Source organism: Acinetobacter sp. ANC 4216 (assembly GCF_004331195.1).
Lineage (GTDB): Bacteria > Pseudomonadota > Gammaproteobacteria > Pseudomonadales > Moraxellaceae > Acinetobacter > Acinetobacter kookii.
In genome coordinates this window covers 74,897-86,676 of sequence record NZ_SJOC01000006.1, presented here as the reverse complement: position 1 = coordinate 86,676, position 11,780 = coordinate 74,897, and the positions used below count along the sequence as shown (strand labels likewise).

Genomic DNA, 11,780 nt, shown 5'->3' with positions numbered 1-11,780 from the left:
TCAAGATATAATACTTTTTAAGAGAAAAGTTGTGGAATATGAGCATCTTCATAAAAATTGCTGCATTCATAAGCATTGAATAATTTTAATTTTGTAACTTTCTTGAGGACTACATAAGGATAATTAAGGTTATATAAATGAAACGTTTAATTGATTTTCTAATAGCTTTAACAGCATTAGCTCTGTTGAGTCCAATTTTTCTTTGGGTCGCTTATAAAGTTCGTAAAAATATTGGTTCACCTATATTTTTTCTGCAGGAACGACCTGGTAAAGATGCAAAAATCTTTAAAATGATTAAATTCAGGTCTATGCTAAATGCAACCGATAAAGAAGGAAATCCTTTACCTGACGATCAACGCATTACTCCTTTTGGGCATAAATTGCGTTCTACAAGCCTCGATGAAATGCCACAGCTTATTAATGTTCTAAAGGGGGATATGAGTATTGTGGGTCCTCGTCCTCAAATGAAAGATTTTTTGGAACACTATACCCCTGAGCAAATGCGTCGCCATGAAGTAAAACCTGGTATGACGGGACTTGCCCAAGTGAGTGGTCGGAATCATTTATCCTGGGAAGAAAAATTTGAATTAGATGTGCAATATGTCGAACAACAATCCCTTTGGCTTGATTTTAAGATTATGTTTAAAACCGTTAAAGTTATGTTAAAAAAAGAAGGTATTAATGCTCCAGATCAGGAAGTAGGTGCAGCGCGTTTTTCGAGTAAAAATATTTCGGACACCACTCTGTCGAAAAATAGATAAAATAAATTTCTGTTCATTTCCAATCTTGTAAACATTATGATCAAAAAAGCCATTCTCCCGGTTGCAGGTCTGGGTACCCGTTTTTTACCGGCCAGTAAATCCATTCCTAAAGAAATGGTGACTGTGGTCGACCGTCCAGCCATTGAATATGTAGTGAAAGAAGCTGTGGCGGCAGGCATTGAACAGATTATCCTGGTAACCCATTCTTCCAAAGCCTCCATTGAAAATTATTTTGACCGGAACTTTGAGCTGGAAACGACTTTAGAAAACAAAAAGAAATTCGATTTGCTGAAAGAAATTGCCGAAATTTTACCCCCACATGTCAGTGTGATCAGCGTACGTCAGCCACAGCCTTTAGGCTTGGGTCATGCCGTGCTCTGTGCTAAAGATGTGATAGGAGAAGAGGATTTTGCCGTTTTACTGCCTGATGTACTGGTGAAAGACTCTGATCCGGTTAATGATTTAAGCTTGATGATTCAACGTTTTAACGCATCTCAAGCTTCACAAATTATGGTGGAAGCAGTGCCTGATCATCTGGTCGATCAATACGGTATTGTCGATGTTGCAAGCTCACCTTTAGAAGGTGAAAGTAGCGTGATGCGAGGGGTTGTAGAAAAACCGGCAGTTGGGACTGCACCTTCCAATCTTTCCGTCGTAGGGCGTTATGTGTTACCTGCCAAGATTATGCAGTTATTGGAAAATACCCCCAAAGGCGCAGGCAACGAAATTCAGCTCACCGATGCGATTGCGGAATTACAAAAGACGGAAACGGTTGAAGCCTATCGAATGAAAGGTCAAACCTTTGACTGCGGCAGCAAACTGGGGTATCTCAAAGCCGTGTTACATTATGGTGTAGATCATCCTAAATTGGGTGAGGACTTTAAAGCACTTATCCAGGAACTTGCATTATAAGGCGGTGAATGATGAAGGTTGCAGTATTTGGACAAACCCTGTATTCAGGTGTTCTTTCAGCATTGTTGGCCGAATGCGGTCATCAGGTGTACTGGTGTGATTTTCTAAAAAAAAGTGCTTTAGAACACGCTTATGCCCAAGATGATGCAGTCAAACAGTTACTGGATAAACAGGAAAAAAATGGTTTTTTAAAATACTCTCACCTGAATGATATTGCCCTGGATATCGATGCCTATTTCTTTAGTTTTAATCCGACTGAAGAAAATTTAGGCATTGAAATATTAAAAGAAATCGGCCAGCGTCAAATTATTCATCCTAAACTGATGATTAACGCGTCCACACTAGGCTTGCATGGCACGGACAAATTACAAAAGTATTTACCTGAAGATGACTGGGTGTATTTACCCGATATTATTCAGGAGGGGAATGCCTTGGCCAGCATGACTCAAGCCGAACAGTTGATTGTGGGCTGTGAGCAAAGCAAGGTTCAACTCAAAATCCAGGAATTATTGCGGCCACTATTTCCGCGCCATCAGCAATATTTATTTATGCCCATTTTGGATGCTGAATTTACCAAACTCAGCATTTCTGGCATGTTGGCGACACGCATTAGTTATATCAATGACCTGGCTGTCGTGGCTGAAAAACTGGGCATTGATATCGAGCATGTGCGTCAGGGCATGGCAGCGGATAGCCGGATCGGGTCGTCGTATCTGTATCCAGGTGCGGGTTTTGGTGGAGAGAATTTCTCACATGATATTCTCACTTTGGCCAATACCGTGTCTGGTACAGGAACCAAAAGTCAGCTGTTGGCGCAGGTTTGGGAAATCAATGAACAGCAAAAAGAGCTGCTGTTTAGAAAACTGTGGAATTATTACCATGGCGATTTAAAAGCTAAAACGGTGGCAATTTGGGGTGCCTCTTTTAAAGAAAATACGGCACGTATCCAGCAGTCACCGATTCATATCATGCTGAAAGCCTTATGGGCACAAGGCGTGACGGTCAAATTGCATGATCCGCAGGCATTGGCGGAAATTGAGAAAGTCTATGGACATCGTGCGGACCTGATTTATTGTACAGACCAGTATGAAGCCGTAAACGGCGCACATGCCTTATGCCTGTTAACTGCCTGGAAACAATATTGGAGTCCGGATTACCCGACTTTATTAAAAATCATGCAGCATCCGCTGATTTTGGATGGTCGAAATATTTACGATCCCGACTATGTGAAAGCGCAGGGATTTGCCTATATGGGGGTAGGACGTTAAATGATGACTCAAGCACAACCTTATCCAGTAGAAGAGATTGATACTGTTCTAAACAAGCTGGTGAACTTGAAAAATGAATACGAGAACAGGCATTTAAGCGATTTTTTTGCAGAAGAAGATGACCGTTTTCAAAAATTCTCTGTAAATTTAGAGACCATTGTCTTCGATTTTAGCAAGCATCGGATCAATCCGGCTGTACTTGACCGTTTGGTTGAATGGGCCCATGCACAAGAACTCAAGCCCTGGATTAAACGGCTGTTTTCTCGTGAAGCCATTAACTATACCGAACAGCGTGCAGTGATGCACTGGGCATTACGTTTGCCTCCGCATAATCAACAGCATGCTGAAGTTGCAGAGCAGGTTCATCAGCAACTTCAGCGCATGTATGCCCTGGTGGAAAAAATTCATGCCGGTCAGTTTCGCGGTGCAACCGGGGAAGTGATTCAGGATGTGGTCAATATTGGTGTTGGAGGGTCGGATCTTGGGCCATTAATGGTTAGTCATGCTTTATCAGATTTTAAAAAACAGACCACCAAGCCTTTAGATGTACACTTTGTCTCGACCATAGATGGCAGCCAGCTTTCAGCATTATTGCATCAGCTACGCCCTGAAACGACATTATTCATCATTTCATCCAAGTCTTTTGGCACCATTGATACTTTATCCAATGCGCAAACCGTGCGTTTGTGGCTGGAAAAAGCACTTGGTCAACATCCACATATTCTCAAGCACCATTTTATCGGAGTATCCACCAAACCTGAGAAAATGACCGAATGGGGCATTGCGCCTGAAAATCAGTTGTTGCTCTGGGACTGGGTCGGCGGACGTTATTCGCTCTGGTCGTGTATTGGCTTGCCGATTGCATTAACCATTGGAGTTGAAGGCTTCAAGCAGCTGCTGGCCGGGGCTTATGCCATGGATCAGCATTTCCGGAATGCTCCTTTTGCACAGAATATTCCGGTGTTGATGGGCTTGCTGGGTGCCTGGAATACCAACTTTCTAGATATCCAGACCCATGCCATTTTGCCTTATGACGGCCGTTTAAAATACTTTGCTTCGTATTTACAACAACTGGAAATGGAATCGAATGGCAAATCGATTCAACGTACAGGTGAGCACGTTGAAACCAATACTTGTCCGATTGTTTGGGGTGAAGTCGGTCCCAATGCCCAGCATGCTTTTTATCAGTTATTGCATCAAGGCACACAAGCCGTCAGCTGTGATTTTATTGCACCGGTAAAACGCTATAATGCCCAGCAATTTACTTATGTAGACAATGCCGATGCCTTGATTGAGCAGCACCATTTGGCACTGTCCAACTGTCTGGCACAGTCACGCTTGCTGGCATTTGGTAATCAGGCATTAGATCAGACTGAACTCAATGATTTACCTCCCTATAAACAATATGCAGGCAATCAGCCCAGTAGCACCATTTTACTCAAAGAACTGACACCTTATAGCTTGGGTATGTTGATTGCCATGTATGAACATAAAGTGTTTGTGCAGTCTGTACTCTGGAATATCAATCCCTTTGATCAATGGGGGGTTGAAAAAGGCAAGGAAATTGCCAATCAGCTGCTGCCGATTTTAAGTGGCGCAAGTCAGAATATTTCAGAGCTGGATGCCTCGACTCAAGGTTTATTAAAGATACTATTAGGAAAAACCCATGGCTAAAATTTTGGTGACTGGCGGTGCAGGCTATATTGGCTCGCATACCTGCGTGGAGCTGTTAAATTCAGAGCATGAAGTCATTGTGCTGGATAATCTCTGCAATAGTTCGGAAGAATCTTTAAACCGTGTACAACAGATCTGCGGAAAAACGCTCACTTTTGTGCAAGGTGACATTCGCGATGCACAGGTTCTAGATCAGGTTTTTCAGCACCAGCACATTGATGCCGTGATTCATTTTGCCGGGCTAAAAGCAGTAGGGGAAAGCCAGCAAATTCCACTGGCTTATTTTGATAATAATATTTCTGGTTCCATTCAACTGGTACAGGCCATGCAGCGTGCAGGGGTATTTAATCTGGTCTTCAGTTCCTCGGCCACCGTGTATGATGAGGCCAATGTATCGCCTTTAAATGAAGACATGCCTACAGGTATGCCAAGTAATAACTATGGTTATACCAAACTGATTGTTGAACAGCTTTTACAGAAATTATCCGTGGCAGATGAACGCTGGTCAATTGCTCTACTGCGTTATTTCAACCCGGTTGGTGCGCATAAAAGTGCTCGTATTGGAGAAGATCCGCAAGGCATTCCGAATAACCTGATGCCTTTTGTCACTCAAGTCGCAGTGGGCCGTCGGGAAAAACTGGCGATCTTCGGCAATGATTACGATACTGTTGACGGAACTGGTGTGCGCGATTATATCCATGTGGTGGATTTGGCGAATGCGCATTTGTGTGCCTTGAATAATCGCCTTATGGCAAAAGGCTGTCGTGCCTGGAATATTGGAACTGGTCAGGGTTCATCGGTTTTAGAAGTGGTGAAAACGTTTGAACGGGTCAACCATGTGTCGGTCGCTTATAGCATTGAGCCACGCCGTGAAGGTGATGTAGCGACTTCATTTGCAGATAATACCCGTGCTGTGCAAGAGTTAGGCTGGAAACCACAATATACTCTGGAAGATATGCTGGCAGACAGCTGGAACTGGCAAAAGCAAAATCCGAATGGTTATCGCAACCAGTAGATATAAAAAAGGAGCTTTCGATCAAGCTCCTTTTTTAATACCAGCAATCCTTAGCCTTGAATCAATTGGGTCAGCTCATCGACATAGTCCTGCATCGGTCGTGGATTTTGGTCACGACGGCTTTCAATATTCAGGCGTAATAATGGCTCGGTATTGGATGCACGAACATTGACACGCCATGCGCCAAAATCCAGGCTCACACCGTCCGTTTGATCAATGGCGGGATTTTGATCAGCATAGTGATCAAAAATCTTTTGAATGGTCGTTTGGGTATCTGCCACTTTGAAGTTGATTTCGCCTGAACATGGGAATTTTGCAATCATTTCTTCTACCAAGGCAGACAACGGTTTTTGGGTTTCTGACAATACCGACACCGCTAACAGCCATGGAATCATACCGCTATCGCAATAGGCAAAGTCACGGAAATAATGGTGTGCACTCATTTCTCCGCCATATACGGCATTATGCTCGCGCATTTTTTCTTTAATGAAAGAATGGCCTGATTTAGACTGGATCGCTTCACCCTGGTATTGTTCAACAATGTCAAAGGTATTCCAGACCAGGCGCGGGTCATGCACAATTTTCTCACCTGACTGTTTCAGCAAGAACGCTTGTGCCAATAAACCGACAATATAATAGCCTTCAATGAACTGGCCTTTTTCATCAAACAGGAAGCAACGGTCAAAGTCGCCATCCCAAGCCAAGCCCATATCAGCCCCATGCTCAATCACGGCTTTACGCGTGCTGTCACGGTTTTCAACGAGCAGCGGGTTAGGAATACCATTCGGAAAGGTGCCATCGGCTTCATGGTGAATTTTAATAAATTCTACCGGTACATTCAGGACTTTGAATTTTTCTTCAATCGCATCAATCACATGACCCGCTGCACCATTACCCGCGTTTACTACCAGTTTTATTGGTGCAATTTTTGAGGGTTCGATGTAAGTCATGAGGTGATCTACGAATTCAGGCAGGATATTATATTTTTCGGTCGTCCCTTTTTGCTCAACGTCTTTAAATACGCCTGATTCTGCTAAAAGCTGGATGTCTTTTAAACCCGTATCTGCACTAATCGGACGGGCATTTTCACGCACCAGTTTCATGCCATTGTAATCCATTGGATTATGACTGGCAGTGACTTCAATACCGCCTTGAACGTCCAGGTGGAATGTTCCAAAATAAACTTCTTCCGTACCGGTCATGCCTAAATCGAGTACCTTAACACCTGCATCATTTAAACCGTGAATAGTGGCTTGTTTCAGGCCTTCACTGCTGAGACGAATGTCACAACCAATGACCACTGTTTTAGGTTGATAGATTTGTCCATAAGCCCGGCCAATTTTATAGGCAATGTCTTCATTTAATTCTTCACCCAATTTTCCACGAATATCGTAGGCTTTAAAACAACTCAGCGTCATGTTTTTTACTCTTTCCTTTGCAAGAAAAAGGCCGGTTACCCAGCCTTATATCAAAATTTATTATTCCACCGTGACCGATTTTGCCAGGTTACGTGGCTGATCGACATCCGTTCCACGCAAGACAGCCACATGGTAGGACAGCAGCTGCACAGGAATACTGTAAACAATTGGCGCAAGAAGCGGAGCGATGCTTGGCACATGAACCACATGCTGACGCTCTTTGCCTTTAATGCCGCTGTTTTCGTCGGCAAAGACAAACAGTTCGCCACCACGGGCCTGAACTTCTTCCATATTGGATTTCAGCTTGTCGAGCATGTCGTCTTGCGGAGCCAGAATCACCACCGGCATGTCATTGTCTACCAGTGCCAATGGACCATGTTTCAGTTCACCTGCGGCATAACCTTCGGCATGAATATAGGAAATTTCTTTCAGTTTTAATGCGCCTTCAAGAGCAATCGGGAACTCGGTACCACGGCCTAAAAACAGGCAGTGCTGTTTTTCTACAAACAGCTCAGATAAACGCAGAATGTCTTTATCTTGCTGTAGGGTATCAAGGATGACTTTAGGCGTATGCCATAAATCAGTGGTAATGGCAGTAATTTGTTCAGCCGAGATGCTTTGCTTGACTTGACCAATCTTCAGTACCAACAGCATGAGTGCGGCAAGCTGCGTGGTAAATGCTTTGGTTGACGCAACGCCAATTTCAGGTCCGGCCATGGTTAGCAGGCTATAATTGGTTTCACGCACCATTGAAGAGGTAGCCACATTACAAATGGTCATGGTGGTAATGTTTAAACTTTTTGCAGCAGCGCGTTTTTGGGTATCGCGCAGCGCAGCCAAAGTATCGGCAGTTTCACCAGATTGAGAAATACAGACATACAGTGTGTTATTGACAATCACAGGGGTGCGGTAACGGAATTCGCTGGCAATTTCCACCTGACAAGGCAGGTCAATCAGCTGCTCAAACCAGTATTTTGCAATCATGCCGGCATGGTAACTGGTCCCGCAGGCAATAATTTGCACCTGTTGAATTTTTTCAAAATCGCCCACCGCATTTTTCAAGAAATCTTCGCGCAAATCGTTGCCATTCAAGGCTTGGGAAATGGTTTGCTGAATCGCTTCAGGCTGCTCATAAATTTCTTTGAGCATGTAGTGTTTATATTCGCCTTTAGATGCATTGCTGACGGTGGCATCCAGCTCTTTTACTGGACGGTTCACCAATTGCCCATCCACAAACACTTCAATGCTGTTGCGGGTTAAACGTGCAATATCACCTTCTTCCAGGTAAATAAAACGGTTAGTAATTGGCAGCAGGGCCAATTGATCCGAACTGATAAAGTTCTCGCCAATTCCGACCCCAATGACCAGAGGTGAACCTTCACGAACGGTAATCAGTTCATTCGGATGATCGGTATGCACGATACCCAGTGCATAAGCCCCTTTGAGCTGGGGAACAACCTGCTGAACCGCTTCTAGAAGGCTAGAAGTTGATTTCAATGCATCATTGACCAGATGTGCGACAACTTCAGTATCCGTTTGTGAGGTAAACACATAGCCCAGGGCTTCAAGATCGTCTTTCAGTTCTTGATAGTTTTCAATAATACCGTTATGCACCACAGCCACCGTACCAGAAACATGGGGATGGGCATTATTTTCAGTCGGTTTACCATGGGTTGCCCAACGGGTATGGGCAATCCCCAGTGAACCTTCGATATTCGATTCACTTACCGCCTGTTCCAGATTGATCACTTTACCTACACGGCGTTCGCGCAGGACATGACCGCCATTGATCAGCGCAACACCTGCTGAATCATAGCCACGGTATTCAAGGCGCTTTAAGCCTTCAATTAAAATATTGCTAATATTACGTTCTGCAACGCCACCGACAATTCCGCACATATTTATAATCCTCTTATTTTTTCAGTTTTTGGGGGCGTTGATAGTTTTCTTTAGCCACTTGTTTAGATCGTTCAAAGGCCAAACTATTTTCTGCTACATCACGTGTGATGACTGAGCCAGCGCCGACAGTTGCACCATTGCCTATACTGACCGGGGCAACCAGGGAACTGTTCGAGCCGATAAAGGCTGAATCACCAATAATGGTTTTAAATTTATTGGCCCCATCATAATTGCAGGTAATGGTACCGGCACCAATATTTGAACCTGCGCCCACTTCGGCATCCCCTAAATAGGTAAAGTGATTGGCTTTGGAACCGAGGCCAATCGTGGAATTTTTCACTTCGACAAAGTTGCCAATATGCACTTCATTGGCCAGCTTGGCACCTGGGCGTAAACGGGCAAAGGGTCCAATTTGCGTATCTTCACCGACCACGGCATTGTCGAAAATACTGTAGGGTTGGACCTTGGTGCCTGAAGCAATTTTACTATTCTTAATTACACAGCCAGCACCAATTTCAACATGATCACCTAGTTCGCAATCACCTTCGATAATCACGTTGATATCAATGCGAACATCTTGACCGGTGGTAAGCTTGCCACGCAGGTCAAAACGGCTTGGATCAATGATATGCACGCCTTGCTGCATCAGCAGTTTGGCCTGATAGGCCTGGAATTCACGTTCCAAAGCGGCCAGCTGAATCCGGTCATTCACGCCTTCCACTTCAAAGGCACGTTCCGGTTCAACGGAAGCCACTTCAAGACCATCGGCAATCGCCATGGCCACAATGTCCGTCAGGTAATATTCACCTTGGGCATTGTTGTTGCTTAATTTGGGTAACCATTGATGCAGTTTGGCATTGCTGACACAGTAAATCCCGGTATTGATTTCCTTGATTTGACGCTGTGCATCGCTGGCATCTTTATGCTCAACAATGGCCTGAATTTTATTGTTTTCACGTACGATACGGCCATAGCCTGTTGCGTCCGCTAAAGTCAGGGTAACCAGACCAATGCCTGTTTCACGTGAAACAGCAAGCAGTTTTTCCAAGGTGTCCTGGCTAATGCAAGGTACATCACCGGAAAGAATCAGTGAAACGCCATCGGTAGGAAGTACCGGTAAAGTCACTTTAACCGCATGGCCTGTACCCAGCTGTTCAGCTTGTTCGACCCATTGTACATTTTCCTGTGCAAAGGCTTGTTGAACTAAATTACCGCCGTGTCCAAAAATGGTAATAATATTTTTGGCATTTAATTTTTTAGCAGTTTCAATGACATGGCCGAGTAGAGGGCGTCCTGCGAGCGGCTGCAATACTTTGGGTAGGCTCGAACGCATTCGAGTTCCTTTGCCGGCAGCAAGAATAATCACAGAAGTTGACATAATACACCTTAAAAACTTGGCTTAAGCCATTGAAATGTTGAGGTACACGAGAATACAGATTGCGGCCCAAATGCCGGCAATAATATCGTCAAACATAATGCCGAAACCGCCACCGACCTGACGGTCGATGACACGAATAGGCCAGGGTTTCCAGACATCGAATAAACGGAACAGGACAAATCCGACAAGTACCCAAAGCCAGCTCATTTGTGCAAAGTAAATCAGGGGCAGAAACGTAATTGACTGTCCAGCAAATTCATCCCAAACAATGCGGCCATCGTCATGTACGCCCATGACTTTAGCGGTTTGCCCGCAAATATAAATGCCAATAAGTGACATTAAAATCATGGCAATAATGGAGACGGTAAAGCCAATTGCAAGCCAGGCAGGAATAAACAGCAATGCAAAGGCCGAACCAAAAGTGCCTGGCGCTTTGGGTAACAACCCGGAACCAAATCCGACACCGCAAAAAACGATAAAGCGGTTGTACCAGGACATGTCTTTAAAGTGAATCGCAGGTTTATGCAAAGTGTTGATATCCATGAAATTGCAGCGAATGATCTACGCCATTCTGCACAAAAGTTAATTCAGTTTGTTGGGTTATTTGTCCAATCTTGCTAATGTTGACATCTAATTGTTGTTGCAAAAGCTTTTCATAATTTTGCGGGCTTATTGTAAAGCATAACTCATAGTCATCGCCACCCGCGAGGGCATATTGCCATTGCTGTTCTTGAGTTAAATTTTGTAAATCTGGACTGATCGGCAGCTGATTTAATTCCAGCGTTGCCCCTACCTTTGACGCTTTTAAAATATGGCCTAAATCTTGTGCCAATCCATCAGATACATCAATCATGCTGGATGCCAGGCCCTTTAACTTTTGACCGAGCTGACAACGTGGGGTTGGATAATCTAGACGCTTTTGTAGCGGATGTCCTAAATTGTGCAGAGCAAATGCGGCATCACCGACTGTACCAGAGACACAGACATAATCGCCGGCTTGTGCGCCTGAACGTGTGATGGCTTTGCCGGTTTCTATCCAGCCAAGCGCGGTAACCGAAATAGTGAGATGAGGACTTTGGGTGGTATCGCCACCAATTAAACTCACACCAAATTGATCGCAGCAATCATATAAACCCTGGCTAAAGCCTTTGAGCCAGTCATGATCAATTTGGGGTAGGCTCAATGCCAGTAAGATGCTGTGCGGTTTGGCACCCATTGCAGCAATGTCAGACAGATTCACCGCGACAGATTTCCAGCCGATGGCATGCGGAGAGGTATCTAGGGGAAAATGTCGTCCGGCAACCAATGTATCGGCACAGATGGCCAGTTGTTGCTGAGGAGGAGGGGTGAGCAAGGCTGAGTCGTCACCAACACCTAAATCGACCGACGCAGAAGTCTGCCGATGAAAATAAGTATCAATGATCGAGAACTCAGCCATACAACAAATCTACTTTA

General features: G+C 44.4%; 10 protein-coding genes. 5 read left to right on the top strand and 5 right to left on the bottom strand.

The window, feature by feature from the left end:
• Nucleotides 1–137: 137 nt before the first annotated feature.
• Genes E0H88_RS06355 through galE form a run of 5 tightly spaced genes read left to right on the top strand, consistent with a single transcriptional unit; the run spans nt 138 to nt 5,630 of the window.
• On the top strand, nt 138–761 hold the full coding sequence (locus E0H88_RS06355; protein WP_131273516.1) for a sugar transferase: 624 nt from the start codon (nt 138–140) through the stop codon (nt 759–761).
• A 36-nt stretch (nt 762–797) separates the two neighbouring features.
• Nucleotides 798–1,673 (top strand): UTP--glucose-1-phosphate uridylyltransferase GalU, encoded by an 876-nt coding sequence (galU, locus tag E0H88_RS06350; protein WP_131273515.1) that lies wholly within the window; start codon nt 798–800, stop codon nt 1,671–1,673.
• A gap of 11 nt (nt 1,674–1,684) precedes the next feature.
• A complete protein-coding gene (locus E0H88_RS06345) occupies nt 1,685–2,941 on the top strand; it encodes a nucleotide sugar dehydrogenase (protein ID WP_131273590.1) in 1,257 nt (418 codons plus the stop codon).
• A complete protein-coding gene (gene pgi, locus E0H88_RS06340) occupies nt 2,942–4,615 on the top strand; it encodes a glucose-6-phosphate isomerase (protein ID WP_131273514.1) in 1,674 nt (557 codons plus the stop codon).
• Nucleotides 4,608–5,630: a UDP-glucose 4-epimerase GalE gene (gene galE, locus E0H88_RS06335; RefSeq protein ID WP_131273513.1), complete on the top strand. Its 1,023-nt coding sequence runs from the start codon at nt 4,608–4,610 to the stop codon at nt 5,628–5,630. Before pgi ends, galE begins: the two co-directional genes overlap by 8 nt.
• Nucleotides 5,631–5,680: 50 nt before the next feature.
• Here galE and E0H88_RS06330 read toward each other — a convergent pair whose 3' ends face one another.
• From E0H88_RS06330 to thiL, 5 genes are read right to left on the bottom strand one after another with little or no spacing between them, the layout of a single operon-like run.
• The gene (locus E0H88_RS06330; RefSeq protein ID WP_131273512.1) at nt 5,681–7,048 is read right to left on the bottom strand and encodes a phosphohexomutase domain-containing protein; all 1,368 of its coding nucleotides are present in this window, start codon (nt 7,046–7,048) and stop codon (nt 5,681–5,683) included.
• A 60-nt stretch (nt 7,049–7,108) separates the two neighbouring features.
• A complete protein-coding gene (gene glmS / locus E0H88_RS06325; protein WP_131273511.1) occupies nt 7,109–8,947 on the bottom strand; it encodes a glutamine--fructose-6-phosphate transaminase (isomerizing) in 1,839 nt (612 codons plus the stop codon).
• A gap of 13 nt (nt 8,948–8,960) precedes the next feature.
• The gene (gene glmU / locus E0H88_RS06320; protein WP_131273510.1) at nt 8,961–10,325 is read right to left on the bottom strand and encodes a bifunctional UDP-N-acetylglucosamine diphosphorylase/glucosamine-1-phosphate N-acetyltransferase GlmU; all 1,365 of its coding nucleotides are present in this window, start codon (nt 10,323–10,325) and stop codon (nt 8,961–8,963) included.
• Between the two features lie 21 nt (nt 10,326–10,346).
• Nucleotides 10,347–10,868, bottom strand: coding sequence for a phosphatidylglycerophosphatase A family protein (locus E0H88_RS06315; protein ID WP_131273509.1), 522 nt, complete (start codon nt 10,866–10,868; stop codon nt 10,347–10,349).
• Entirely contained in the window at nt 10,846–11,763 is a 918-nt protein-coding gene (gene thiL / locus E0H88_RS06310; RefSeq protein WP_131273508.1) for a thiamine-phosphate kinase, read from the bottom strand. The genes E0H88_RS06315 and thiL overlap by 23 nt, the downstream gene beginning before the upstream one ends.
• Nucleotides 11,764–11,780 lie beyond the last annotated feature (17 nt).

Coding starts and splice junctions, on each gene's coding strand:
- E0H88_RS06355 (WP_131273516.1), top strand. CDS start 138: ATGAAACGTTTAATTGATTTTCTAATAGCTTTAACAGCATTAGCTCTG.
- galU (WP_131273515.1), top strand. CDS start 798: ATGATCAAAAAAGCCATTCTCCCGGTTGCAGGTCTGGGTACCCGTTTT.
- E0H88_RS06345 (WP_131273590.1), top strand. CDS start 1,685: ATGAAGGTTGCAGTATTTGGACAAACCCTGTATTCAGGTGTTCTTTCA.
- pgi (WP_131273514.1), top strand. CDS start 2,942: ATGATGACTCAAGCACAACCTTATCCAGTAGAAGAGATTGATACTGTT.
- galE (WP_131273513.1), top strand. CDS start 4,608: ATGGCTAAAATTTTGGTGACTGGCGGTGCAGGCTATATTGGCTCGCAT.
- E0H88_RS06330 (WP_131273512.1), bottom strand. CDS start 7,048: ATGACGCTGAGTTGTTTTAAAGCCTACGATATTCGTGGAAAATTGGGT.
- glmS (WP_131273511.1), bottom strand. CDS start 8,947: ATGTGCGGAATTGTCGGTGGCGTTGCAGAACGTAATATTAGCAATATT.
- glmU (WP_131273510.1), bottom strand. CDS start 10,325: ATGTCAACTTCTGTGATTATTCTTGCTGCCGGCAAAGGAACTCGAATG.
- E0H88_RS06315 (WP_131273509.1), bottom strand. CDS start 10,868: ATGGATATCAACACTTTGCATAAACCTGCGATTCACTTTAAAGACATG.
- thiL (WP_131273508.1), bottom strand. CDS start 11,763: ATGGCTGAGTTCTCGATCATTGATACTTATTTTCATCGGCAGACTTCT.